General features: G+C 38.0%; 25 protein-coding genes. 22 read left to right on the top strand and 3 right to left on the bottom strand.

Translation table 11 applies throughout. From position 1 onward, the window contains the following. Window positions 1–14: 14 nt before the first annotated feature. The 4 genes from ACLR96_RS03140 (at window position 15) to ACLR96_RS03125 (ending at window position 3,496) form a co-directional block, all read left to right on the top strand. Window positions 15–971, top strand: coding sequence for an acyl-CoA dehydratase activase-related protein (locus ACLR96_RS03140; protein ID WP_177270712.1), 957 nt, complete (start codon window positions 15–17; stop codon window positions 969–971). Then, a complete protein-coding gene (locus ACLR96_RS03135) occupies window positions 968–2,110 on the top strand; it encodes an acyl-CoA dehydratase activase-related protein (protein WP_177270713.1) in 1,143 nt (380 codons plus the stop codon). The genes ACLR96_RS03140 and ACLR96_RS03135 overlap by 4 nt, the downstream gene beginning before the upstream one ends. Then, window positions 2,052–2,996: an acyl-CoA dehydratase activase gene (locus tag ACLR96_RS03130; protein WP_177270714.1), complete on the top strand. Its 945-nt coding sequence runs from the start codon at window positions 2,052–2,054 to the stop codon at window positions 2,994–2,996. The genes ACLR96_RS03135 and ACLR96_RS03130 overlap by 59 nt, the downstream gene beginning before the upstream one ends. Window positions 2,997–3,058: 62 nt before the next feature. After that, complete coding sequence (locus ACLR96_RS03125) at window positions 3,059–3,496, top strand: PaaI family thioesterase (protein ID WP_177270715.1); 438 nt, start codon at window positions 3,059–3,061, stop codon at window positions 3,494–3,496. Window positions 3,497–3,604: 108 nt separating this feature from the next. On the opposite strand, the gene ACLR96_RS03120 is transcribed toward ACLR96_RS03125, so the two are convergent. Further along, on the bottom strand, window positions 3,605–4,993 hold the full coding sequence (locus ACLR96_RS03120) for a hypothetical protein (protein ID WP_177270716.1): 1,389 nt from the start codon (window positions 4,991–4,993) through the stop codon (window positions 3,605–3,607). 118 nt (window positions 4,994–5,111) lie between these two features. On the opposite strand from ACLR96_RS03120, the gene ACLR96_RS03115 reads away from it, so the two are divergent. From ACLR96_RS03115 to rpmB, 5 genes are all read left to right on the top strand, one after another. Then, window positions 5,112–5,645 carry a GNAT family N-acetyltransferase gene (locus ACLR96_RS03115; protein ID WP_177270717.1) on the top strand — a complete coding sequence of 178 codons (534 nt, stop codon included), beginning with the start codon at window positions 5,112–5,114 and terminating at the stop codon, window positions 5,643–5,645. 262 nt (window positions 5,646–5,907) lie between these two features. Continuing rightward, complete coding sequence (locus ACLR96_RS03110) at window positions 5,908–8,253, top strand: anaerobic ribonucleoside triphosphate reductase (protein ID WP_177270718.1); 2,346 nt, start codon at window positions 5,908–5,910, stop codon at window positions 8,251–8,253. Further along, complete coding sequence (nrdG, locus tag ACLR96_RS03105; protein ID WP_177270719.1) at window positions 8,253–8,765, top strand: anaerobic ribonucleoside-triphosphate reductase activating protein; 513 nt, start codon at window positions 8,253–8,255, stop codon at window positions 8,763–8,765. Before ACLR96_RS03110 ends, nrdG begins: the two co-directional genes overlap by 1 nt. A gap of 157 nt (window positions 8,766–8,922) precedes the next feature. Further along, on the top strand, window positions 8,923–10,353 hold the full coding sequence (gene glnA, locus ACLR96_RS03100) for a type I glutamate--ammonia ligase (protein WP_177270720.1): 1,431 nt from the start codon (window positions 8,923–8,925) through the stop codon (window positions 10,351–10,353). Between the two features lie 251 nt (window positions 10,354–10,604). Further along, window positions 10,605–10,796: a 50S ribosomal protein L28 gene (gene rpmB, locus ACLR96_RS03095; RefSeq protein ID WP_177270721.1), complete on the top strand. Its 192-nt coding sequence runs from the start codon at window positions 10,605–10,607 to the stop codon at window positions 10,794–10,796. A gap of 63 nt (window positions 10,797–10,859) precedes the next feature. Here rpmB and ACLR96_RS03090 read toward each other — a convergent pair whose 3' ends face one another. Then, a complete protein-coding gene (locus ACLR96_RS03090) occupies window positions 10,860–11,066 on the bottom strand; it encodes a hypothetical protein (protein WP_177270722.1) in 207 nt (68 codons plus the stop codon). Between the two features lie 94 nt (window positions 11,067–11,160). On the opposite strand from ACLR96_RS03090, the gene ACLR96_RS03085 reads away from it, so the two are divergent. The 13 genes from ACLR96_RS03085 (at window position 11,161) to ACLR96_RS03025 (ending at window position 24,002) form a co-directional block, all read left to right on the top strand. Continuing rightward, window positions 11,161–11,562 carry an Asp23/Gls24 family envelope stress response protein gene (locus ACLR96_RS03085; protein WP_177270723.1) on the top strand — a complete coding sequence of 134 codons (402 nt, stop codon included), beginning with the start codon at window positions 11,161–11,163 and terminating at the stop codon, window positions 11,560–11,562. After that, window positions 11,563–13,602, top strand: a complete 2,040-nt coding sequence (recG, locus tag ACLR96_RS03080; protein WP_177270724.1) for an ATP-dependent DNA helicase RecG — start codon at window positions 11,563–11,565, stop codon at window positions 13,600–13,602. Window positions 13,603–13,690: 88 nt separating this feature from the next. Beyond that, window positions 13,691–13,891 carry an alpha/beta-type small acid-soluble spore protein gene (locus ACLR96_RS03075; protein WP_177270725.1) on the top strand — a complete coding sequence of 67 codons (201 nt, stop codon included), beginning with the start codon at window positions 13,691–13,693 and terminating at the stop codon, window positions 13,889–13,891. 143 nt (window positions 13,892–14,034) lie between these two features. Beyond that, window positions 14,035–14,571 (top strand): 16S rRNA (guanine(966)-N(2))-methyltransferase RsmD, encoded by a 537-nt coding sequence (gene rsmD, locus ACLR96_RS03070; protein WP_177270726.1) that lies wholly within the window; start codon window positions 14,035–14,037, stop codon window positions 14,569–14,571. Between the two features lie 52 nt (window positions 14,572–14,623). Further along, window positions 14,624–15,112 carry a pantetheine-phosphate adenylyltransferase gene (gene coaD, locus ACLR96_RS03065; RefSeq protein WP_177270727.1) on the top strand — a complete coding sequence of 163 codons (489 nt, stop codon included), beginning with the start codon at window positions 14,624–14,626 and terminating at the stop codon, window positions 15,110–15,112. Window positions 15,113–15,121: 9 nt separating this feature from the next. Further along, window positions 15,122–15,691 (top strand): ATPase, encoded by a 570-nt coding sequence (locus ACLR96_RS03060; protein ID WP_177270728.1) that lies wholly within the window; start codon window positions 15,122–15,124, stop codon window positions 15,689–15,691. Between the two features lie 119 nt (window positions 15,692–15,810). Continuing rightward, window positions 15,811–16,665, top strand: coding sequence for a hypothetical protein (locus ACLR96_RS03055; protein WP_412265131.1), 855 nt, complete (start codon window positions 15,811–15,813; stop codon window positions 16,663–16,665). A 7-nt stretch (window positions 16,666–16,672) separates the two neighbouring features. Further along, window positions 16,673–17,884, top strand: a complete 1,212-nt coding sequence (locus ACLR96_RS03050; protein WP_177270730.1) for a nucleotidyltransferase family protein — start codon at window positions 16,673–16,675, stop codon at window positions 17,882–17,884. A 119-nt stretch (window positions 17,885–18,003) separates the two neighbouring features. After that, on the top strand, window positions 18,004–19,203 hold the full coding sequence (locus tag ACLR96_RS03045; RefSeq protein WP_177270731.1) for an acetate/propionate family kinase: 1,200 nt from the start codon (window positions 18,004–18,006) through the stop codon (window positions 19,201–19,203). Between the two features lie 160 nt (window positions 19,204–19,363). Beyond that, window positions 19,364–19,549, top strand: a complete 186-nt coding sequence (rpmF, locus tag ACLR96_RS03040; RefSeq protein ID WP_177270732.1) for a 50S ribosomal protein L32 — start codon at window positions 19,364–19,366, stop codon at window positions 19,547–19,549. Between the two features lie 232 nt (window positions 19,550–19,781). Further along, window positions 19,782–20,123, top strand: a complete 342-nt coding sequence (locus tag ACLR96_RS03035; protein ID WP_177270733.1) for an arsenate reductase family protein — start codon at window positions 19,782–19,784, stop codon at window positions 20,121–20,123. A gap of 3 nt (window positions 20,124–20,126) precedes the next feature. Continuing rightward, window positions 20,127–21,077, top strand: a complete 951-nt coding sequence (locus ACLR96_RS03030) for an EamA family transporter (RefSeq protein WP_177270734.1) — start codon at window positions 20,127–20,129, stop codon at window positions 21,075–21,077. A 249-nt stretch (window positions 21,078–21,326) separates the two neighbouring features. Next, complete coding sequence (locus ACLR96_RS03025) at window positions 21,327–24,002, top strand: HAD-IC family P-type ATPase (protein ID WP_177270735.1); 2,676 nt, start codon at window positions 21,327–21,329, stop codon at window positions 24,000–24,002. Between the two features lie 122 nt (window positions 24,003–24,124). Here ACLR96_RS03025 and ACLR96_RS03020 read toward each other — a convergent pair. Further along, window positions 24,125–24,821 (bottom strand): aspartate-semialdehyde dehydrogenase (locus ACLR96_RS03020; protein ID WP_412265130.1); only part of this gene is annotated, 697 nt, incomplete at its 5' end.

Raw genomic sequence — 24,821 nt, 5'->3', positions numbered from 1 at the left:
CAGGAGGTTTTTTTATGTTATTGGGAATACCAAGAGGTTTTTTTTATTATGAGTATGTTTCTTTTATAAACAAACTGTTTCAGGATACTGATGTCACTATTATCTCAGGACAGGAAAATAATGAGAGTACGCTGAAAATAGGAGGACGTTTGACTGTTGATGAGGCGTGCCTTCCTGTAAAACTTTTTGTCGGGCAAGTGGAAACTTTATGCAGTCAGTGCGACAAAGTACTTATTTTAAGAGTGATGAAGGATCATAGCGGTGGCTGGCTGTGTCCTAAGCTGCTGGGATTGCCGGAGCTTTCGTCCCGGATAACTGAAGGGAAAAAACTACTTGTAACAGAACCGATATATTTTAATAATAAGAATAAGGCTAAGAAAGCTCTTCGTCATATGTTTAAAAAGCTCGGCATAAAAAGAGATATATTTGAACGTAATTTTGAGAAAGCCTATGGAGATCAGATGAAAGTAACACTCGGTGTCAAAAAAAGTCATGTAGAAGCTGCATGGGAATTTATGCCTGATCCTCCCAGAGAAGGAGAGATACTGCTGCCTAATACTAAAAAAGTTTTAGTTCTAGGGCATTGTTATAATGTATATGATAAATTTGCAAATTGTGACATTATGAAAAAACTGGACGATCTGGCTATCAGTGCAGTTACGGGAAGTGAACTGACTCAGAGCAGACGTGAAGAAGCAGTAAAACGTTTAGATCTTGAGAAAAAACCTTTCTGGGAAGCTTTTGTAAGAATCGTAGGTACTGCTATGGAGCTGAAAAACAATGTAGACGGTATAATATATCTATCTTCTTTTTCTTGTGGGATAGATTCATTGATCTCAGAGATATTGAAAACGCACTTAAAGGAAATCCCAATGATGATGTTGAAGCTGGATGAGCACAGAGGTCAGGCAGGTTTACAGACAAGGCTGGAGGCATTTTCTGATCTTCTTGATAAAAGGAGGTCTGCATGATGATAACGTTTCCTCATATGGGTCCGATGTCCTGCATTGTCAAATTGCTTTTCAATGAGTTTGGTATTTCCTATATAGTTCCGCCTGATAATGATGAAGAAACACTGCAGGCCGGTATAGAAATATCCCCGGAAGAAATGTGTCTTCCCTTTAAATATATGGTGGGAAATTTGAAGAGAGCTTATGATATGGGAGCTGATACTGTAGTGATGGCAGCCACATGCGGGCCATGCAGATTGGGAGAATACTGTCAGCTGATGATGGATACCCTTGATAAGAATGGTTATCTGTGTAAATGGATTCTCCTAGATTCGCCGGCTGTAATAGGAAGACGTGAATTTTTAAAGCGGCTTTCTGCGCTGAAAGAATATAGTGTTTTGGAATCTTCAGAGTTTACTGCTATTAAATTGGCAAGGAATATTTTCTGCGGTCTTAAATTGATCTTTAAACTTGACACTCTGAGAACAAAAATAGAAAAGACCGCGGGATATCTTGACAAACCTTATGAAGCTGCGGAACTTCTACGTGAAATAGAGGAGAAAATGAAAAATGCCGAGAACTTTTATGATGGTTTTCGTATCATAGAAAATTCATACAGACGTCTGAAAGGTCTGAAGAAAAATCCTGAAGCTGATCCTGTGAAGGTTTTGATAACAGGTGAGATATATACTTCTATAGAAGAAGAAGCAAATGGAAGGCTTGAGGAAAGGCTTATCAGGTTGGGATGCAGTGTAAAAAGACATTTAAATATTTCATGGTGGATACGACACACATTGTCAGATATTATTTTTCCTGATTCAGTATCATCAATATTCGGGAAAAAATATGGGATCCCATGTAATATCGGAGGATATGGAAGGCAGACTGTATCAAAGATAATGAACAGCGGTTCCTTTGACGGAGTGATAAAGATAATGCCTGCGGGCTGTATGCCTGAAATAGTGGCGAAAGCTTTTTGTGAAGGAATTCAGGATAAACAGGATAATAAGATACTCCATCTTATATATGATGAAATGAAAGCAGATGCAGGGTATCAAACTAGAATAGAGGCTTTTGTTGATATGCTGGAAAGGAGAAAACATGTACTGGCTGGGAATAGACATAGGTTCAATAAGTACCGATCTGGTATTGGTGGATGAGAATTCATCAGTTGCAGAATCGCTGTATCTTAAGACTAAAAGCAGGCCGGTGGAAGCCGTTAAGGACGGACTTCGCAGACTGGGAAAAAAATATGTTTCGAATGATATAGCGGGTGTGGGGGTTACAGGTAGCGGGCGATATCTCGGGTCTGCTTTGGCAGGAGGAGATGTAGTAAAAAATGAGATAACATCACATGCAAGGGCTGTAGCTCAAGTAGACCCTGAAATCAGAACAGTGATAGAAATAGGAGGGCAAGATTCCAAAATCATAATTATGGAAGATGGCATGGTTTCTGATTTTGCTATGAATACTGTGTGTGCTGCCGGAACAGGATCTTTTCTTGACAGACAAGCCGGGCGGATGGGAGTGACCATAGAAGAACTGGGAGATATGGCTGCAGATGCCGAAAAAAGCGTTTCTATAGCGGGACGCTGCGCAGTATTTGCTGAATCTGATATAATCCATAAACAACAGATGGGGATAAGGGATGGAGAGCTTATGGCAGGAATGTGCAAAGCTTTAGCTGTTTCATATATGTCAAATGTTGCTAAAGGAAAGAAAATAAAGCCCAAAATCTGTTTCCAGGGAGGTGTAGCTGCCAATAGAGGAATGAAAAGAGCATTTGAAGAAATACTTGGATGTGAGATTTTCGTACCTTGGGAACATAAAATAATGGGAGCTTTCGGAGCAGCTCTTTTAGCAAAGGATAAGGACAGAGGCATTACATGTTTCAAAGGCTTTGAGACAGGATCCGCTGATATTGAGCTTAAGGAAATAGAATGCCGAGGATGTAGTAATAGCTGTACAGTCACACGTATAGAAGCATGTGGTGAAGCTCACGGATATTTTGGGGATATATGCGGAAAATATTCCTTCGTTTTTTAAAATATTATATAGAGACAATTTGTCTTTAACGTTGTAGAATATATAGGAATGGAGGTAAAGTTATGCAATCAAAAGATAAAGTACGGGAAAGAATGGAAGACATAACAAAAGAGATAAGAAATAATAAAACAGTAAATATGAATTCATTACTGTCTCCTGAACCTTACGGATATGATGAAGATAATTTATCAGCTCAAATAAGATTCGTCAGAAAAGATTGGGAGAGGAATGAACGCGGGGAGATACACGGAGGAGCAATATCGGCGATGTTTGATACGGCGATGGGGATGACTGTCCTTGCTTATTCGGATTCTGAAGGAGTGTCTACAGCAGATTTAAGCGTTAGTTTTATCAGACCGTTTTTGGGAGATTCATATATAGTGAAAACAGAAATAATACATTTAGGAAGATCTCTTGTAAGGGTTAGAGCGACTGCTTATGATGAAGGCAACGGCAAGGCTCTTGCATCCGCTACATCCAATTTTGTACATGTGAAATAGCAGGAAATTTGATATTGATGAAAAATACCGGGCATGAAATATACCCGGTATTTTTTGTGTCATTTGGAATAGGATAAAGACAGTAAAGGATACTTTTGCATTTTTTGATTATGAAAGTTCTGTTAAACTTTCGACAAAATGTATTATATTCATAAGTGCAGCATCGCTGTGATGCACGTTGAATCTGTATGATACCATGTTGAGATCCTGTTTTGATGCGAAAACACCACATTCACTGTTTTCGAGAGTAGCAGGAATTATTGAGTCTTCGGAACCTAATGCTTTAGATAAAAAGGCAGCGGGTCCTTTTTTGCTGTCAGAGGACCATGTTTTTTGAGGTTCAGATGCTTCATATGATATATTACATAACCCTGAAGTAGTAAGAAATTCAGATGACATATCGCTGAGGACGTTTTCTTCAAGGCTTCGTGAAATCATAGTGAGCTTAAATGTTCCTTCTGCTGTAGTTACAGAAGATATATCTGATGCAGAAATGATTTCGCCGCTTTCTTCATCCTGTAGATATGTACCTGTTTGAAGGGTATACATGAGACTTATAATGCTGTCGCTGGTTTGACTGCTCATTACAGTTTCCGGCATTGATGTTTCTGTAAATGTATATACGAAATTATCATTGAGCTTTTCCAATTTGTTTTTTACACTGTTATAGGATTTATCAAATTTTTTTTCAAAGCTTTCGATGTCATTGCTGTCTATTACTACTACAGCAGTTGCTGAAGTAGGGGTATAGCTGCTTGTGGACTCGCATTCAAAAGATGCCAGATGAAAAAGCTGACCCGAGCTTTTTTCTGTTGCCAAAAGACTTCCTATTGTTTCAATGGGATTAGGATAATGTCTGTCAAAATCGAAGGGGTCGTGGTATCCGGATATAGACATAGTTATCGCGTAAGCATGAGAGTAGGAAGGAGATGCAGTTTCTATAGATGAAGTCATAGTACTGCTCATCTCATAAGCTCCTGAGGTGTAAAGCTGAATATCATCACTTCGTTCCAAATTTATAAAATTATCACATTTGTAATATTTGGAATCTACCGATTCAGCTCCTGTAAACTGCCCGTCGTTGTTTTCTGTTATGATCAATGTCAGTTTGCCATGCTTTTCAGGACCTAAAAGGGCAGTTAGCGCAGTAGAGAGAGTCTGCATTGAATTATTAAAATCATTTGTTTTTACCGCGCATTGAAATACTGTTGTTTGCGCATCTTTATATCCATCAGTGGCAGGATTGATCATTACCATATGATTCTTATTGTTTTCGGTGATTTCTATATCATTTTTGTTTGCCCACGATTTCAGATATTCGGCAACTAAGGAATATTTTCCTGAATCGCCGGAGAATGTTGAATCAAGTTCTTCATATGTACTTTCCATCGCAGTTTTGAGTTCATTTTCTCTTGTCATTTCTCCCAATGAACAGCTGCCTAAAAATAAAGTTAAAATTAAAATTAATGGTATCATCAGCAATAAATATCTTTTCATGGCCTATATTTCTCCTTGTTTGTTATTATCATTTCTAATATAATAATATAATAACACATGAGAAAAATAAATTGTAGAGATTCGATGAATCTTTAAAAACCTGTTAAAGGAGAGAAGAATGGAAACTGAGAATTTCTTGATAAGAGAAACTGAATTTGATGATTACGAATATTTTGTAAAATGGGAGAATGATCCTGAAGTAACAAAATATCTTACTTTTGATGAAAATCGAAGCTATGAGGATGTGGTGACTGAGGCTATTTATAATAAATTCAGCAGGGAGAAACTGGACTTTACGATAGTAGACCGCGAGAGCGGCAAACCTATAGGCAGAATATTTATTTCTAAGATTGATACTCATTCTGATTCGCTGGATATTACTAAATTTTATATAGGGGAGACGCAGTTCTGGGGAAAAGGCGTTGCCAGAGAGATTATGAATGAACTGCTTGAATATTGTTTCACTTTCCTTCATATGGAACGTGTCACGTTGGATTATTATACGGGTAATAAGAGAGCGTATACTTTATATGAGAGTCTTGGCTTTGAGAAAGAAGGCGTTGCAAGAAATGCTACGAAAAAAGACGGAAAATATTATGATCTTCATCTCATGTCTATGCTTCGTTCTGAATTTTTCGGGGATAAGGATTGATATGAAAAAGGGAATGGGTAAATAATACGGGTTTTCTTAAATTTGTTTTATGTAAATTAAAAGCCTCTGCCTAACAGCGGAGGCTTTTCAGTGCAATGGATTTGCCGTTTAAGGCAAAAAATTGATTTTTAGAAATTTTCTTGGCTTTGAAAAAGTACAATAAAATTATTTGATTTCATATTGACTGATTCTGTATTTTGTGTATAATTTATTCTTGGAATTAAACAACAACAATATATAGTGGTTAGTGAGGGGGAGCATAATGGAACAGATAAAACAGATAATCAAAAGAGACGGGAGGACAGTTGATTTTGATGTAGACAAGATTGCCGATGCCATATATAAGGCTGCTCAGGTACTGGGAGGAAGAGATCATGATATGGCCAGATTTCTTGCCAGACAGGTGGAAGTCTATCTTGTGGAGATATGTCATAATGAGATACCTACGGTGGAGCAGATACAGGATGCCGTAGAGAAAGTACTGATCGAAAACGGTCATGCAAGAACGGCTAAAGAGTTTATCCTTTACAGGGCAGAGCGTACAAGAGTAAGAGATATGAATACGAGGCTTATGAAAATCTATGAGGATCTTACTTTTAAAGAAGCCAAAGATAATGATACGAAACGAGAAAATGCTAATATAGATGGTGATACTGCTATGGGAACCATGCTTAAATACGGTTCGGAGGGCGCCAAGCAGTTTTATGAAATGTTCGTACTTAAACCTGAACATGCCAAAGCTCACAGAGAAGGAGATATACATATTCACGATATGGATTTTCTCACCTTGACCACTACATGTTGTCAGATAGATATAGAAAAACTTTTTAAAGGAGGCTTTTCCACAGGCCATGGATTTTTAAGAGAGCCTAATGATATTCAGAGTTATGCTGCACTTGCTTGTATAGCAATACAGTCGAACCAGAATGATCAGCACGGAGGTCAGAGTATACCTGATTTTGATTACGGTATGGCCAACGGTGTAAAGAAAACATTCAGAAAACTTTACTGGACAAACCTGGGGAAAATGCTGAATCTTCTTTTTGATATAGAAGATGGAGTGGAACAGGCAAAAGCCATAGGTGCCAAAATAATGGAAGAAAATGATATTTTCCCTATATTGGCTGATGATAACGGATATAAAGAAACAGAACGTGAACATCTCAAAGAAATAATAGATGAAAAATTTATAGACAAGCTTCAGAAAAAGGCCACAAAGTATGCTAATGAAGAGATAAAGAGAGCCACATATCAAGCTATGGAAGCTTTCGTACATAATCTTAATACTATGCATTCAAGGGCCGGAGCGCAGATACCGTTTTCGTCCATCAATTATGGTACTGATACATCTCCTGAAGGCAGGATGATCATTGAAAATATAATGCTTGCCACGGAGGCTGGTTTGGGAAATGGCGAGACTGCAATATTCCCTATACATATTTTTAAGATAAAAGAAGGTATCAACTATAATCCCGGAGATCCTAATTATGACATGTTCAAGCTGGCGTGCAGAGTTTCAGCTAAAAGGCTTTTTCCTAATTTTTCATTTATTGATGCTCCGTATAATCTTCAGTACTATCATGAGGGAGATCCTAATACAGAGGTGGCTTATATGGGCTGCAGAACGAGAGTTATCGGAAATGTTCATGATCCTTCAAGGCAGATCGTAGGAGGAAGAGGCAATTTAAGTTTTACATCTGTTAATCTTCCGAGAATAGCCATAAAAGCACATGGAGATATAGATTGGTTTTTTGATGAACTTGAGAGAAAAGTGGATTTGTGTATAGACCAGCTTATGGAGAGATATAAGATACAGGCTTCAAAGAAGGTAAAAAATTATCCTTTCTTGATGGGTCAAGGCATCTGGATAGATTCTGATAATCTTAAGCCTGAAGATTCTGTAGCTGAAGTTCTTAAGCACGGTACTCTTACTGTAGGATTCATAGGATTGGCGGAATGTCTCAAAGCACTTTTAGGCGTTCATCACGGAGAAAGTCAGGAGGCTCAGAGTCTGGGACTTGAAATAATAGGCTTTATGAGAAAAAAAATGGATGAAGAGTCACAGAAAACAGGATTTAATTATACACTTATCGCCACGCCCGCAGAAGGCCTGTCGGGAAGATTTGTGAGAATAGACAGAGCCAAATATGGTGTTATAGAAGGCGTAACAGACAGGGATTATTATACCAATTCGTTCCATATACCTGTTTATTACCATATAAATGCTTTTGATAAAATAAAGCTTGAAGCTCCATATCACGCACTTACTAATGCCGGACATATAACGTATGTAGAACTTGATGGTGATCCATGCAAAAACTTGGATGCTTTTGAGCAGGTTGTAAGATGTATGAAGGAAAGCGGGGTAGGATATGGCTCGATAAATCATCCTGTGGATAGAGATCCGGTATGCGGATATACCGGAATTATAGATAATGAATGCCCTTGCTGTCATAGAACTGAGGATGATGGTGATCAGGGCTTTGAGAGAATCAGACGTATTACAGGATATTTGGTAGGAACTATGGATAATTGGAATGATGCCAAAACTTCTGAGGAAAAAGATCGGGTGAAGCACAGTCTGGATTCGGAAATGGAGACTCTTTAATGAGCAGTTCTTATTCTCTTAAACTGGCAGGTATAGTCAGAGAGTCTATAGTTGACGGCCCTGGAATACGGTTTACTGTATTTTGTCAGGGATGTCCTCATAACTGTCCTTATTGTCATAATCCTGAGACTCATGATTTTTCGGGAGGGTTTCTGTGTAATATCGACAGACTTATGGATGAAATTGACAAGGATCCTCTTCTTGCAGGAATTACTTTTTCGGGAGGAGAACCGTTCTGTCAGGCCGAGGCTTTCGGACATATGGCAAAGCGAGTAAAGGAAAGAGATCTTTCTCTGACGGTTTTCAGTGGATACACATATGAGAGACTGATGGAAATGGCTGTGGAAGATGAGCATATCAGAAGGCTTTTGGAGCTTACGGATATACTTATAGATGGACCATTTATAAATGAACTTAAAGATCTTACTCTTCAGTTCAGAGGAAGCAGCAATCAACGGATAATTGATATGAATAAAACCAAAGCAGCCGGCAGGATCGTTTTATGGAAATGAAAAAATACAGTTCGCATTAGTTTAGATATGCGGACTGTATTTTTTTGTTGACAGATGAAGAATATTAATGATTGACAAGACTTTAAGAACAAATATATACTCTAATGTAGATATGTTTTACTGAAGATTCAGACTAATTTTAAAAAGGAGAAAATAAATGTTTAAATCATTAGAGGAAGCCAAGAAATTTATTGAGGAAGAAGATATCAAAATGGTTGATTTTATGATGATCGATCTTAACGGAAGATGGAGACATCTTACGATACCGGCAGATAGATTCGATGAGGATACCTTGAGAAACGGTATAGGCTTTGACGGAAGCAATTATGGATTCGCGCCTGTTGAAAAGAGCGATATGGTATTCGTGCCGGACCTTTCCACTGCATATATAGATCCGTTTATGGAGATTCCTACACTGGCAATGATCGGAGACGTATACGTTATCAGTGTTCCTGAAAATTATCGTTTTGACCAGGACCCGAGAAATGTTGCTAAGCATGCCGAGGAGTACCTTAAAAACACAGGAATTGCAGACGAAATGATTATCGGACCGGAATTTGAGTTTCACGTATTCGACCATATAAGTTATTCGACGGAGCCTCATCAGTCGGGGTTTAAAATTGACGCAGGTCAGGCAGACTGGAACAAGAATGATGAAGAAGATAATCTGGGGTATAAAATGCCTCATAAAGGAGGTTATCATATGGCGCCCCCTCAGGATGTTCTTTATGATTTTAGAAGCAGAGTCACTATGCTGATGGAAAATCAGGGAATCAAGGTAAAATATCACCATCACGAGGTAGGCGGTCCGGGACAGCTGGAAATCGAAGTCGAGTTCGGCAGCGTTACTGAAATGGCCGACAAGACCATGATGACTAAATATTTAATAAAGAATCAGGCTATAGCTGAGGGAAGAACAGCTACATTTATGCCGAAGCCGCTTTATGATGAAGCTGGAAATGGAATGCATATCCACATGCAGCTTTTTAAAGATGGAAAGCCACTGTTTTATGATGAAAACGGGTATTCGCAGCTTTCGGATACAGCGATGTATTTCATGGGCGGTATCCTCAAGCATATAAAGGCTCTCTGTGCATTTACAAATCCAAGCACCAACTCTTTCAAAAGACTTGTGCCGGGATATGAGGCTCCTGTTACCATAGGTTTTGCCACAGCTAACAGAAGCTCCGTTATCCGTATACCTGCATATGCCAAGGACCCTGACAAGAAAAGATTTGAGGTCAGAAATCCCGATGGAACATGTAATCCGTATTATGCATATGCAGCTATCCTAATGGCGGGTATTGATGGTATTAAGAATAAGATGGATCCTGTTGAAGCAGGATTTGGTCCGTATGACTTTAATCTGTATACTTTAAGCGATCAGGATAAAGTTAAGATTAAGAGCCTTCCAAAGACTCTTGACGAAGCACTTGATGAGCTGGAAAAGGATAATGAATTCCTGACAGAAAGCGGAGTATTTCCTGAAAGACTTATTGAGCTTTGGCTTGAAAATAAACGAGCTGATACGAAGAAGCATACACAGATGCCGACGCCTATGGAGTTTGATATGTATTATGATTTATAGAATTAATTTCTGTTTTGGGAAATTATATTCGCAGAAGAATTGTATCACGGCTAAAGCGATGCAATTTTGGCGTTTGACCTACGTGCCAAAAACAAGTTTTGGGTAGGTCATAAAAAGTTCTTGTGTTTGGGTTTTTGCTATGCTATAATGTCATATGTTCGAGTCTGTCAGTAAACTTTTGGATTTGAACGAGATTGAGTGAAAAAGTTGCGTAAGCTTTTAGATACCAAATGTATAAGGAGGTGCGGCAGATGTCAAGAAAGTGTGAAATTTGCGGAAAAGGACAGGTTTCAGGAAACAATGTATCCCATTCCAACAGACATACGAGAAGAAAATGGAATGCAAATATTCAGACTGTAAGAGTTGAAGAAGACGGAACAGTCAGAAAAGCTAAAGTATGTACAAGATGTTTAAGATCAGGCAAAGTAAACCGTGCCATCTAATTGGAAAATCAGCGCTCATTAAGTGGGCGCTATTTTTATGCGGATATTGTTAATGAAAAATCGTTATTCTTTTTTTAGAAGCATTATACCGAACACTATCAGAGCTGCACTGAGCAGAAGTACCCAGTATTTTAACGGAAGCACAAGAAGAAACACCGTAAAAACACCTAAGAGAAGCATCATAAGACCTATTTTTTTGTTTTTTCCGTTGCAGTTTTTCTTTTTTCTTTTCTTTTTTGGCGGACAGCACTTATAACTTTGTTTATTCATAATGATTCACCTTAGATCATTGTATGAAAACGTGATTGAGATTGTGCATACATAATCGTTTATGATAAAATAAAAATAATAAAAGGAGATCATCATGCTTAATATAAAAACTCAATTAGGTAATATTAATTTTTCACAGAATATAATAAACAAAATAGTTACGGAGTGCGTTAAGAATGTGGGAGACAGAGTGATTCTTCTTAATTATAAAGGCAAATATATGAATGTGGTTCCGGGATTAGCCTCAAAGATGAACCTTTATGATGAGGAAGCAGGATGTATCCATGCAGATGAAACCGATCAAGGAATCAGGATAAATGTATATATAGCAGTGCGTTTCGGCGTCAGTATCAAAAAAGTGACGAGGGAAATAATAAATAGCATATACGAAAATTTTGAAAAATTTATGGGCGAAAAGCCTGCAAGAGTCACTGTTACGGTTACAGGCACCTTTTCAAAAAATATTGCCAAAAGACATATAGAGGTGAGCAGATAAATGCAGTTGAATGATAAAGTGACTCTTCTTAAAGGAATAGGTCCTAAAAAATCAGAAGCTCTGGAAAAACTTAATATAAATACCCTTGAGGACCTTATTTTTTTTCTTCCAAGGGATTATGAAGACCGCAGAAATCAAATCAAAATACACGATATAAAAGATGATGCAGCAGTTGTGGTGAAAGCTGAAGTGAAGCTGATAGTAAATGACAGATATAAGTACGGAAGAAAACAACTGCTAAAACTTTTGGTATCAGATGATACAGGAATGATTGAAGTTGTTTTTTTTAACGCCCGGTATCTGCAAAATACTTTTAAAATAGGAGAAAGTTATATTTTTTATGGTAAAGCTAAAGAAAATTTCGGAAAAATACAGCTTATTCATCCTGATTTTTCAAAGGGATCTGAAGAGAATGGCGGGATACTTCCTGTATATCCTCTCACTAAGGGGATTACTCAAAGAGAAATGCGGAGCTGGCAGGATAAAGTGAGAAATCTTTATAGTAAAGTTGAGGATTTTTTAGGAGAAGATTTTATAAAAAGCAATAGATTGTGCAGCCTTGAATATGCTTTAAACAATATACATTTTCCTCAGGAAAAACAGAAACTTCTTGAGGCTAAATACAGGCTTATTTTTGATGAGTTATTGGTTTTGCAGGTCGGTTTGTTTGCGGCGAGAAAAAATATAAAAGAGGAGGAAAACGGTATAGCGTTTTCATGTAAGGCTGATATTTCAAAATACATAAATTCTATGCCGTATACGCTTACAGGAGCTCAGAAAAGATGTATAAAAGAAATAGAAAAGGATCTTGAATGCGGGAAAGTTATGAACCGTCTTGTTCAAGGAGACGTAGGGTCGGGAAAAACAGCTGTAGCTGAGATAGCTATGTATAAGGCTGTAAAAAGCGGATATCAGGCTGTTTTGATGGCTCCTACTGAAATACTTGCAAGACAGCATTTTGAAAGTATAAGCAGGGCATTTAAATATCATGGAATAGAAGTGGGATTTCTCACAGGTTCTATGAAAGCTGCAGATAAAAGAGCAACTTTGGAGAAAATAAAAGAAGGCTCTTTTCAAATTATAATAGGAACTCATGCTGTTATACAGCCTGATGTGGAATTTAAAAGACTCGGCCTTGTAATAACTGATGAACAGCATAGATTCGGAGTGAGGCAGAGAGTAAAGCTGAAAGAAAAAGGCAGGAATCCTAATGTTCTTGTTATGACCGCTACTCCTATACCAAGGACGCTTTCAGTAGTTCTTTACGGAGATCTTGATGTTTCAGTAATAGATGAACTTCCTCCCGGAAGGCAGAAAATAAGTACCAGAAGCATAGGATATGAAAAACGTGATAACTGTTACGATTTTGTGGAAAAGCAGTTAGCGGACGGAAGACAGGCATATGTAGTTACGCCATTGATAGAGGAATCGGATGTCATGGATCTGAGATCTGCTCACAAAGTGGCAGAAGAGCTTTCGAAACGTTTTAAAGAATATAATGTTGCATTAATACACGGGGCTATGAGACAAGAGGATAAAGACCGCATTATGGAGGAGTTTTATCATGGACTCATAGATGTTTTGGTGGCTACGGTAGTTATAGAGGTTGGAATAAATGTACCTAATTCTACTGTTATCGTGGTGGAAAATGCAGAAAGATTTGGGCTGGCTCAGCTTCATCAGCTTCGGGGCAGAGTCGGGAGAGGACCGCATAAATCTTACTGCTTTCTGATTTTTGAAGGAGATTCGGAAATTGCCAGAAAAAGAGGAGAGATCATGGAAGCTTCCTCAGATGGTTTTTTCATTGCTGAAGAGGATCTTAAACTCAGAGGTCCGGGAGAAATATTCGGAACGAGGCAGCACGGTCTTCCGGATCTGAATATTTCCGACCTTTCCAGACATTTAAAAATTATGGAGCATGCTAAAAAAGAGGCTAAAGTTATTCTTGAAAAAGATCCTGTATTGGAATCTGATGAAAATAAAGGCCTGAAACGAAAGATAACAAAGCTTTTCGGAGAAAATTTGACACTTGATTTGTAGCTTGGTAAATCACGGAAATATATGAAATAATTGCATGTAATACTTTTTTCATCTCGGGTTAAATTATTACTACAGGAGGTGAGGTTAAATGTCATTACAGGATAAAATGAATGTTAGCGCAAAGCCAGCATTAAAGAACTTAAAGACTGAAGTGGCTAACGAGCTGGGTCTTGCAAATTATGACCAGGCAGATAAGGGAAACTTAACTGCTAGACAGAACGGTTACGTTGGCGGCTATATGACTAAGAAGTTAGTCGAAATGGCTGAACAGCAGCTTGCAGGAAAATAAGTAAGTTAATGCAGATTTAAAAAGCAAACTAATGGGAAAGGGAGATATTTGCCTTAAAAGTAAATATCTCTTTTTCAATTTTTGTAGATATATCGGTACTTTAATGCTAAAATTAAAAAAAAATAGCTTACAGGAGGATTAATATGCGTGTAATTGCAGGAGATTATAAAGGAAGAAGGCTCAAAACACCTTCTGATTATTCTATAAGGCCTACTACAGACAAAGTGAAGGAGGCTCTTTTCAGTATATTGACGGAAAAGATTTATGCAAGCCGAGTGCTTGACTTGTTTTCTGGAACGGGGAATCTGGGCATAGAAGCGCTGAGCAGGGGAGCAGATATTTGTATATTTGGAGATAATTCAAAGGAAAGTATAAAACTTATAAAAGAAAATATAGCTCATTGCAAAGCTCAGGATAGAGCGATAGTTGCTGCAGGAGATTTCAAAAAACTGCTTATGAACGCATCTGAACCTTTTGATATAATACTTTTGGATCCTCCTTATGATGAGGATCTTTTGGGAGTTTGTTTTGAAATGATTGCTGAAAGGAAACTTCTCAGAGAGGGAGGCGTTATTGTAGCCGAACATAGAAAAGAAGAGTCGCTTCCAGACGAATTTTTTGGGTTCAAAAAATTAAAACAGCGTAAATACGGTATTATTATGTTGTCAATATATTGTTGAATGAAGGCTGGATTCGTGATATAATTAATTGGAATTTCTGGGAGGAGTACAGATGAAAACGAAGGCTTTGTATACTGGATCTTTTGATCCTCTTACAAACGGACATTTGAACATAATAGAGAGATCTGCTAAACTTTACGATGAGCTTACCATCGGAATAATAGTTAATCCTTCCAAAAAGTGCGTGTTTTCTTTGGAAGAGAGAAAATTTATGATAGAAGATGCGCTTAAACATCTTAGAAATGTAAAGGTTGATTGTTTTTCTGGGCTGCTTGCCAACTATGTCAATGATAACAGCTTTAATGTAGTTGTCAGAGGCTTGAGAGCCACTATGGATTTTGAATATGAGATTCAGATGGCTCAGATGAATGCAAGACTTTTTCATGAAACTGTTGAAACTGTGTTTCTTATGACTGATCCGCAGTATTCTTTTATAAGCTCAAGTATGATAAAAGAAGTATATTCACTGGGAGGATCCATAGACGGACTGGTTCCTGATGCGATACTGGAAAGAATGAAAGAACTAACTGACGATAAATAGGAGGATAATATGAGGGTTTTAGAACTTTTAGAAGAAATTGAAGAAATTGTTGACACTGCCGCAGGATTTCCTCTTACGGGAAAAATAATGGTGGACTCTCAGGAATTATTGGAAATAGTCAGAGAAATAAGAGCCGAATTACCGGATGAGATCCAGCAGGCTCAGTGGATAAAAAACGAAAGAGAGAGAATAATCGCCGAGGCCAGAACTCAATATGAGGCGGTAATAGAAGATGCTCAGAAACAGGCGGATGCTTTGGTGGAAAATAACGATATAACAGTAAAAGCGAAGCTTCGTGCCGATGAGCTGATGAGAGTTACAGAGAATACTGCTAAACAGCTTAAGATAGGTACATATGATTATCTTGACAGTATATTGTACAGTTTTCAGGGGAAAATGGAACATCTCAGTTCCATATATTTCGGAGAAATGTTTACAAGTATAGAGAAAGCTTTTGATGATATTAATTCTGCTTTGGCAGCCAATAGAGATGAACTCAAAGATATGGCGTACAGGACACAGATGGATGCCGATGATATACCGGCTCCTTCAGCTGAAAGCGAAGAAGAGGATCAGTAAACAATAATAGATACATAATACTCATGGTTTATTAATATAAATAGATCATGAGTATTTTTAAATTTAACAAAAAAAGAATATTTGTTGCAGGATTTATAACTTCTGCATGCTGCATTCTGATGGTAATATTTCCTACGATAGCTCTTTATTCTGCGAGAAAAGGGATATCTCTGTGGATAAGTAATGTTTTGCCTGCGCTTTTGCCTTTTTTTATCTGTGCAAATTTTCTACAGAATATAGGTGTTATAAGGTTATTCAAATCAGGTGTTTTTCCTTTTGCTATGAGTGTACTTTCAGGATATCCAATGGGAGCAAAAATAGTAGGTGATCTGAAACGCGATGGTGAAATTTCCATGAGGGAAGCTAAACGCCTCATGAGTTTCTGCAGCACTTCCGGGCCGGCTTTCATGGTAGGAGCTGTAGGAGCAGGTATGCTGGGTTCAGGTATGTTGGGGGGAATAATAGCTGTGGCGCATTATATAGGCGCTTTTGCTAATGGTGTTCTTTATACCAGAATTTTGGGAAGAGACCCTGCAATTGAGATTTCGTCCTTAAGAAATGGTTCTTCTGGAAGAGGAATACAAGAATCTTTCACAGAGGCTATAATCATGTCTTTTAGATCTTTGGGAATAGTGCTGGCTTACATAGTGATGTTTATGTTTATCACAGATCTGCTTCATATGTGCGGTGGTTTTTCTCTTGTAGAGAGTCAGTCTGTCAGAGCTCTTGTAAAGGGATTTTTTGAAATGACGGTGGGCTGCGGAGCTGTCGCGGAATGCGGGTCTATGACAGAGTCAATGAAGTGTATACTTTCTGCAGCGATAATGTCATGGGGAGGGCTTTCTGTTTTGGGGCAGTCTATGAGTATGCTTTCTGGAACAGGAATTCCGATAAAGTATTTGTTTGTAAGTAAGTTGACACATAGTATATTTGCAGCAGCGGCGGCTTTTATTATTTCTCTCTTTGTGTTATGATTAATTTATGAGAATTTTAGGAATTACAGCAGAATACAATCCGTTTCATAACGGGCATAGATATCATCTTGAAAAATCCATGGAAAATACAGGGGCAGAATATTCTGTTGCTGTAATGAGCGGCAGTTTTACACAGAGAGGGGAAGCTGCCGTATTAGATAAATGGAGCAGGAGCAGAATAGCTGTGGAAAATGGTGTGGATCTTGTTCTTGAACTTCCATTTATTTTTGCATGTTCAAGAGCAGAAGTTTTTGCATCGGGTGCAATAGATATTTTGACTGGTATAGGAGCTACTCATATATCTTTTGGAAGTGAAAGCGGAGATCTGCACCGGCTGGAAGCTGTTGTACAGAAACTTTCAAAATATAAGGATAATATAAATGAGATCAGACAGCTGGAAATGAAAAAGGGGTATTCGTCAGTAAAAGCTTTCCAAAAGGGAGTGGAGAGGATTCTGAGCAGGGATGAAGCCTCGCTTATGACTGAACCCAATAATATATTGGGTATTGAATATTTGAAAAGGATATCATATTGGAGAGAAAAAGGACATGCCGTGACGGCTCATGTAGTAAAACGTTTTGGTTCGGGATATCGAGAATACAATGAGTTGGCTGGATTTGCAGGAGCTTCTGTTTTAAGGGAGATGATACGTGAAGGTGCTGTGAGAGAAACTGTTTTGAGAGAATATATGCCTGATAATTCTGCGGCAGAGCTTGTGAGAGTACAGAATCCCAGACAAGTTGAAGAACGTGCATTCTTGTTGTTAAAGGGTGAGCTGATGAAAAGTGGGAACGAGGAAATGGCGCGTATACACTGCATGGGAGAAGGCCTTGAAAATAAATTCAGAAAAGAGATAGTAAAAGCATCATCTATGGATCATCTTGTTTCTGCAATGGTGTCCAAACGTTATACAGAATCTACTGTGAGGAGACTTATTATATATATTCTCATAGGATTGAAAGAATATAATCCGCAAAAGAATATTTATGCAAGAGTCCTGGCAGCAGGAGAAAAGGGACGCAGGCTTATTAAATTAATAAAGAAACAGGAGAATCCTCATATTCCAATAATTACCAATATAAATAAAGAGAAGGATTTATACAGGGATGTAGAAGAAACTTTAAAATATGATATAATATCTTCTGATGTTTATAATGTTATTAATGCGCGTGATTTGTACATTTTTTCAGATAAAGTTATGAAGCCTTATATAGTCTGAAAAATCAGTGATATGTTGAGGCGGAAAATTCTGAAAATAGCCAAAGGTATTGAATCACTTTGCTTTAAAGGGTATAATGATATAGTTGTTTTAATAATACAAAGATGGAGGAATTGTAAATGAAAGTTTTAGTAATTAACTGTGGTAGTTCTTCACTGAAGTATCAGGTTCTGGATATGACTAACGAAGCACTTCTCTGTAAAGGCTTGGTTGAAAGAATAGGGATGGAAGGATCTGTGATAACTCATACGAAGACAGGCATGGACAAGTTCCAGCTTATCGTTCCTATGGAAAATCATAAAGATGCTATTTCACACGTTCTTATGGCGATACAGGATGAAAATCACGGCGTCGTTAAAGATATGAGCGAGATAGGCGCAGTAGGACACCGTGTAGTTCACGCCGGAGAGAAATTTGCTCATTCTGTACTGATAGATGATCTTGTAATTGAAGCCCTTGAAGAATGTATCGATTTGGCTCCTCTCCACAATCCGCCTAACCTTCTCGGTATTGCGGCTTGTCAGGAACTGATGCCAAACACACCGATGGTAGGTGTATTCGACACAGCTTTTCATCAGACTATGCCTCCTGAATCATATATTTACGCTATTCCTTATGAATATTATGAAAAATACGGAATCAGAAGATATGGTTTCCATGGAACAAGCCATAAGTATGTAGCTGAAAGGGCTTCTGACATACTGAATGTAAATATCGATGATTTGAAGTTGATAACATGTCACTTAGGAAATGGAGCTTCCGTATCAGCTATAAAGAGAGGTAAATGTATAGATACTTCCATGGGATTTACTCCGTTGGAGGGATTGGTAATGGGAACAAGAAGTGGCGATATTGACCCAGCCATCGTTACATACATCAGAGAGAAAGAAAAGCTTGATCAGGGCGTTGCCAATGAAATACTTAACAAAAAATCGGGTGTACTGGGTATATCAGGGGTGTCCAGTGATTTCAGAGATCTTGAGGCTGCTGCTGAAGAAGGAAATGAAAGGGCTCTTCTGGCTCTCAAGGTTTTTGCTCATAAGGTTAGATTTTACATCGGTGCTTATATCGCCGAAATGAACGGTGTAGATGCTATAGTGTTTACTGCCGGTGTAGGGGAAAACGACATAGGCATGAGAGATATCATCTGTAATGATTTAGGCAATCTGGGAATAAAACTTGACCTTGTAAAGAACAAGGTAAGAGGTAAAGAGATGATTATTTCCAGAGATGATTCAAGAGTAAAAATTATTTTGATTCCTACTAATGAGGAGTTAATGATTGCCAGAGATACTTATAAGATCGTTACCGGTAAATAATAAGGGAATCTATAGTATACAGCTTTTTATCATCGTATGAAAATAATTGTTGACAAGAGATACCGATGGAAGGTATACTTTAGAAGTTGCGAATTATTCGACAGATATTTAATTTAACGAATATATCATACATATAACGGAGCAAAAGGAGGTGTAAAATATGGCAGTACCTAAGAGGAAAACTTCGAAAGCAAGAAGAGATAAGAGAAAATCTGCGAACATGAAGATGAAAGCACCGGGGCTTTCTATTTGTCCGCAGTGCCACGAGCCAAAGCTTCCGCATAGAGTTTGCCCTAACTGTAATTATTACAACGGTAAGGATGTTGTGGAATCTGCAGAAGCATAAACAGGATAATATAGCTTTAAAATTAAAACGGTGCCGTGATTTGCGGTACCGTTTTTAATAATATGAATAATATAGATTCTGAATTTATCTTAATATAAAAAATATAATATACTGCATTAAAATTGTAAATATTAATAATAACTTTATGATAATGAATTTTATTTTTTGGTAGCTTTCAAAATGATGAAGTCTTATGTTAAAATGACACTGATATAATAAGGAGGTTGTAAATATGTTATTTATAGAATACCCTAAATGTTCTACATGTAAGAAAGCTAAAAAGCATCTGGAAAGTCTGGGGGTTGAATTTGATGACAGACATATAGTAGAAAATAATCCCAATGAGAAAGAATTGGAAGAATGGATTGCAAAAAGCGGATATCCTATAAAGAAATTTTTTAATACCAGCGGTATGAAATATCGAGAACTTGGCCTTAAGGATAAGTTGGCGGAAATGAGTGATTCTGAGAAAATATCGCTTCTTGCATCAGATGGCATGCTGGTAAAAAGACCTCTTCTTATAGATGGAGAGCGCATTCTCGTGGGATTTAAAGAGAAAGAATGGATATTTTAAAACATGAGACACAGTGCAAAAGGGAATTTGTTTTTATTTGTGGCGGCACTGGTTTGGGGATTTTCTTTAGCAGCGCAGAAGGAAGGTCTTAAATATATAGATCCTTTTATTTTTACTTCAGTAAGATGTATATTAGGAGGCATTGTCATGCTTCCTTTTGTATTGGTTTTGCAAAAAAAACAATCTTCTGACGATGAGGAAAAAATAACAACGTTCAAAGAAATTTTGAAGTGCGCGTTATGCTGTGGAAGCCTTATAGCCGCTGTTATATTGCTTCAACAGATTGGACTTCCATATACATCTGTAGGTAAAGCAGGTTTCATAACAGCTCTTTATATTTTTATAACTCCCATGATAGGTATTTATCTGGGTAAAAAGACCGGTAGAAATTTGTGGATAGGGGTAGCTATCGGACTTGTTGGCCTATATTTTCTTTGCCTTTTCAATGGTATCGAAGCTGTAACCTTTGGAGATATTATGATGTTCTGCGCGGCTTTTTTATGTTCTGTGCATATACATGCCATAGATCACTTTGTCAGAAGAATAAAGCCTGCTGTTTTGACGTGCAGTCAGTTTATTGTGGCTGGACTGATATGTGTGATTCCGGCTGTTTTCTTCGGTGGTATCACGTGGACGGCTATAAAAGATGCATGGATACCTATAATATATTCCGGTGTAATAGCTTGTGCGGTAGGATATACTTTTCAGACTATGGGGCAGAAGGCTACAAATCCTAATCTGGCATGCCTTATAATGGCGCTTGAAACTGTTTTCACATTATTTTCAGGTTGGATATTCTTCGGAGAGATTCTTTCGATACATGAATATATAGGGTGTGGGATGATGTTTTTAGCTATAATAGTCTCACAGTTTCCTGAAGATCTTTTTATCAGAAAAAAACTGAGAAAAAAAGAAAATGCAGATAAAGAATGTATTGACATATATATGAAATGAATATATTATACTCTTAATAAAAGGGAGTAGCAGACACATCAGTGTTTACGCTATCGTCAACGCGATGATTTTCATCCGGAGCGTAATTAAATTGCGAGACTTTTATTGCATTTAATATGCAGTAAAAGTCTCTTTTTTTATGAGCCGCCTAAATCTATGGTTTGGAAGAAATTTTACTGCTAAATTTGGCACACATCGCCTGAAAGTAAAATGTGAGATATGGGTATAATAATTTAAAAGGAGCATGGAATGAACGAGTTTTATAAAATGACTGAGAAAGACGCCATGGTTACAGTTAATGGAAGCACGGAACCTCTCAGTGATCAGCAGGTGGCGTCTAATAGAGAAAAATACGGGCCTAATGAACTTGTGGAAGGAAAGCAAAAATCCATTATCAGGCTTTTTTTTGAACAGTTTAAAGATTTTCTTGTTATTATATTGATATTTGCAGCAATAATATCAGGAATATTGGGTGATGTAGAAAGTGCTATTGTTATATTGGTAGTAATAACAATAAATGCTATATTGGGAACTGTGCAGACTGTTAAAGCTGAACAGTCTTTAGACAGTCTTAAGAAAATGTCAGCGCCTGAAGCAAAGGTATTCAGAGGAGGGCAATTTATAAAAATTCCAGCTTCCGAAATTACCGTAGGTGATAGAGTGAGTTTAGAGGCGGGTGATTTTGTACCTGCTGACGGCAGAATAATTTCAAATGCAGGTATGAAAATTGATGAAAGTGCGCTTACCGGAGAGAGCCTTGGTGTTGAGAAAGATGTTTCAGTGATAGAAGAGACTGTCCCTCTTGGCGATAGGCTCAATATGGTGTATTCAGGAAGTTTTGTTACTTATGGCAGAGGGGAATTCCTTGTAACTGCCATAGGAATGGAAACAGAAGTAGGAAAAATAGCCACGCTTTTGAAAACTACATCTGAAAAGAAAACCCCGCTTCAAGTCAATCTTGATAATTTCGGAAAGAAGTTATCAATCCTTATACTCGTTTTCTGCGGAATATTGTTCGGTATAAGTGTTTTTAGAGGCCAGCCTATAGGCGATGCTTTTCTTTTCGCTGTGGCTCTTGCAGTAGCGGCTATACCGGAGGCATTAAGTTCTATAGTGACTATTGTACTTTCTTTTGGAACGCAGAAAATGGCCCAGGAACATGCTATAATCAGAAAGCTTCAGGCTGTAGAGGGACTTGGAAGTGTTTCTGTTATCTGTTCAGATAAAACAGGAACTCTTACTCAAAATAAGATGACTGTAGAAGACTATTATGTTCATGGAAAAAAGATATCATCTTCGGATATTGATATTGGAAATAACGGAGAAAGACAGCTGTTGTTATCGAGTATCTTGTGTAATGATTCTACAATAGCAGACGGCAAAGAAATCGGAGATCCTACAGAGACTGCTCTTATAAATATCGGCATAAAGCTCGGCATTTCATATGATATGGAGAGGAGTGTCAGCATAAGGACAGAAGAAATACCTTTTGACAGTGACAGAAAACTGATGTCTACATGTCACAGGCTTACAGGTGATCGGCCGGATTTATTCAACGGAGCCGAAAATGTGATGATAACAAAGGGGGCTGTAGATGTATTGCTTAATAGGGTTACGGCAATACAAACAGCACAGGGGGTAAGAGCTCTTGCGCAGCAGGATATAACTGATATAGAGACATGTAATAGTGATTTTTCCCAAAATGGGCTGAGGGTGCTGGCCTTCGCTTATAAAGAAATAAAACATGGTTTTGTTCCAGGGATTGATGATGAAAATGAAATGGTGTTCTTAGGCCTTATCTCTATGATGGACCCGCCGAGGGAAGAATCTATGGCGGCTGTTGCCGAATGTATAGATGCCGGCATAAAACCTGTGATGATAACAGGAGATCATAAAGTCACTGCGGCTGCTATAGCTAAGAAGATCGGGATATTGAAGGACGAATCGGAAGCCTGTGAGGGTTCTTCAATAGATGATATGGATGATGAACAACTTAAGTCATATGTGGAGGGAATTTCTGTTTATGCAAGGGTTTCTCCGGAACACAAGATCAGGATCGTAAGGGCTTGGCAGGATAAAGGCAACATCGTGGCCATGACAGGGGACGGTGTAAATGATGCGCCTGCGCTTAAACAGGCTGATATAGGTGTAGCTATGGGTATCACGGGAAGTGAAGTTTCGAAAGATGCGGCCGCTATGGTTCTTACAGATGATAATTTCGCCACTATAGTGAAGGCTGTGGAAAACGGAAGAAATATATATAAGAACATAAAAAATGCCATACAGTTTCTGCTTTCGGGAAATTTTGGAGCGATATTGGTGGTTCTTTATGCATCTGTGTTTGCTCTTCCTGTTCCTTTTGCACCTGTTCATCTGTTGTTTATCAATTTGCTTACAGATAGTCTTCCGGCGATAGCTCTGGGACTTGAGCCTCATAATGCAGACCTTATGAAGGAAAAACCGAGACCTGCCAATGAATCTATATTGACAAAGGATTTTCTGTCCAAAATAGGTATTGGTGGCCTTTCTATATGTATAATGACCGTTGTGGCGTTTTTGATTGGTTTAAACGGGTGGTTTACTGCCGGCGAGTTTGGCGGAAGCGCCCTTTTGGGAAGTACTATGGCTTTCGGAACACTTTGCAGCAGCAGGCTTTTCCATGGGTTTAACTGTAAATCTGACAGACCTGTGATATTCACCAAAAGGTTCTGGAACAATAAGTATCTTATAGGCGCCTTTCTTCTTGGAATGATTTTGATAACAATGGCTCTTGCTGTACCTGCCTTTGATCATGTATTTAAAGTCCATGCTTTGGGAATCCCTCAGCTTCTGACGGTGTATGGTTTGGCGTTTTTGAATATTCCCGTTATACAGTTTATCAAGCTTATACAGAAAAAAGTAAAAGAGAGAAAAAACAATGTTTGATAAACAGAGTCACTTCTTTTAAATATAATTTGGGGTATATAAATTATTTCGATATATAATATAAAAAAAACTGCCTTATCATTTTTTCTGATTTGGCAGTTTTTTTGATAAAAAACAGTTATTTAATCGTCCATATCTTTTATGAGCTGCTCAGCTATCTGTATTGCATTTGTTGCAGCACCTTTTCTGATATTATCGGCAACGACCCAGATATTAAGGCCATTATCAAGTGAGAAGTCTCTTCTGATACGGCCGATGTATACTTCATCAGTACCTGCAGCATCTCTCGCAAGAGGGTATACATTGTTGGCAACATCATCCTGAACTATGATTCCGGGTGAATTTTTGAACAGTTCAACGACGTCTTTCAGTTCAAAAGGTTTTTCAAGTTCGACATTGATAGATTCACTGTGAGAATCAAAGACAGGAACTCTTACTGTTGTGGCTGTTACTTTGATATTTTCATCAAGGATCTTATGGGTTTCATTTATCATTTTCATTTCTTCTTTAGTGTAGCCGTTATCGGTAAACACATCTATATGAGGAAGACAATTTCCGGCAATAGGATGAGCGTAAGCCTGAAGCTCATCATCTTTTCCTGCCAAGCCGTTTTTAAGATCGTTGATCCCTTTCACCCCTGAGCCTGAAACAGCTTGATAGGTTGAATAAACAACTCTTTTAATTCCGTATTTTTCCTGAAGAGGTTTGAGTGCAACCATAGCCTGTATAGTGGAGCAGTTAGGATTAGCTATGATGCCTTTATTCCATTTTATATCTTCTGGATTTACTTCCGGAACGACAAGAGGAACTTCTTTATCC

The sequence above is a fragment of the Lentihominibacter sp. genome (genome assembly GCF_046951855.1).
Taxonomy (GTDB): Bacteria; Bacillota; Clostridia; order Peptostreptococcales; family Anaerovoracaceae; genus Lentihominibacter; species Lentihominibacter hominis.
This window is presented reverse-complemented; position numbering and strand designations above follow the sequence as displayed.

Excerpts from the sequence above, each read along its gene's own strand:
- ACLR96_RS03140 (WP_177270712.1), top strand. The coding sequence starts at position 15 with ATGTTATTGGGAATACCAAGAGGTTTTTTTTATTATGAGTATGTTTCT.
- ACLR96_RS03135 (WP_177270713.1), top strand. The coding sequence starts at position 968 with ATGATGATAACGTTTCCTCATATGGGTCCGATGTCCTGCATTGTCAAA.
- ACLR96_RS03130 (WP_177270714.1), top strand. The coding sequence starts at position 2,052 with ATGTACTGGCTGGGAATAGACATAGGTTCAATAAGTACCGATCTGGTA.
- ACLR96_RS03125 (WP_177270715.1), top strand. The coding sequence starts at position 3,059 with ATGCAATCAAAAGATAAAGTACGGGAAAGAATGGAAGACATAACAAAA.
- ACLR96_RS03120 (WP_177270716.1), bottom strand. The coding sequence starts at position 4,993 with ATGAAAAGATATTTATTGCTGATGATACCATTAATTTTAATTTTAACT.
- ACLR96_RS03115 (WP_177270717.1), top strand. The coding sequence starts at position 5,112 with ATGGAAACTGAGAATTTCTTGATAAGAGAAACTGAATTTGATGATTAC.
- ACLR96_RS03110 (WP_177270718.1), top strand. The coding sequence starts at position 5,908 with ATGGAACAGATAAAACAGATAATCAAAAGAGACGGGAGGACAGTTGAT.
- nrdG (WP_177270719.1), top strand. The coding sequence starts at position 8,253 with ATGAGCAGTTCTTATTCTCTTAAACTGGCAGGTATAGTCAGAGAGTCT.
- glnA (WP_177270720.1), top strand. The coding sequence starts at position 8,923 with ATGTTTAAATCATTAGAGGAAGCCAAGAAATTTATTGAGGAAGAAGAT.
- rpmB (WP_177270721.1), top strand. The coding sequence starts at position 10,605 with ATGTCAAGAAAGTGTGAAATTTGCGGAAAAGGACAGGTTTCAGGAAAC.
- ACLR96_RS03090 (WP_177270722.1), bottom strand. The coding sequence starts at position 11,066 with ATGAATAAACAAAGTTATAAGTGCTGTCCGCCAAAAAAGAAAAGAAAA.
- ACLR96_RS03085 (WP_177270723.1), top strand. The coding sequence starts at position 11,161 with ATGCTTAATATAAAAACTCAATTAGGTAATATTAATTTTTCACAGAAT.
- recG (WP_177270724.1), top strand. The coding sequence starts at position 11,563 with ATGCAGTTGAATGATAAAGTGACTCTTCTTAAAGGAATAGGTCCTAAA.
- ACLR96_RS03075 (WP_177270725.1), top strand. The coding sequence starts at position 13,691 with ATGTCATTACAGGATAAAATGAATGTTAGCGCAAAGCCAGCATTAAAG.
- rsmD (WP_177270726.1), top strand. The coding sequence starts at position 14,035 with ATGCGTGTAATTGCAGGAGATTATAAAGGAAGAAGGCTCAAAACACCT.
- coaD (WP_177270727.1), top strand. The coding sequence starts at position 14,624 with ATGAAAACGAAGGCTTTGTATACTGGATCTTTTGATCCTCTTACAAAC.
- ACLR96_RS03060 (WP_177270728.1), top strand. The coding sequence starts at position 15,122 with ATGAGGGTTTTAGAACTTTTAGAAGAAATTGAAGAAATTGTTGACACT.
- ACLR96_RS03055 (WP_412265131.1), top strand. The coding sequence starts at position 15,811 with ATGGTAATATTTCCTACGATAGCTCTTTATTCTGCGAGAAAAGGGATA.
- ACLR96_RS03050 (WP_177270730.1), top strand. The coding sequence starts at position 16,673 with ATGAGAATTTTAGGAATTACAGCAGAATACAATCCGTTTCATAACGGG.
- ACLR96_RS03045 (WP_177270731.1), top strand. The coding sequence starts at position 18,004 with ATGAAAGTTTTAGTAATTAACTGTGGTAGTTCTTCACTGAAGTATCAG.
- rpmF (WP_177270732.1), top strand. The coding sequence starts at position 19,364 with ATGGCAGTACCTAAGAGGAAAACTTCGAAAGCAAGAAGAGATAAGAGA.
- ACLR96_RS03035 (WP_177270733.1), top strand. The coding sequence starts at position 19,782 with ATGTTATTTATAGAATACCCTAAATGTTCTACATGTAAGAAAGCTAAA.
- ACLR96_RS03030 (WP_177270734.1), top strand. The coding sequence starts at position 20,127 with ATGAGACACAGTGCAAAAGGGAATTTGTTTTTATTTGTGGCGGCACTG.
- ACLR96_RS03025 (WP_177270735.1), top strand. The coding sequence starts at position 21,327 with ATGAACGAGTTTTATAAAATGACTGAGAAAGACGCCATGGTTACAGTT.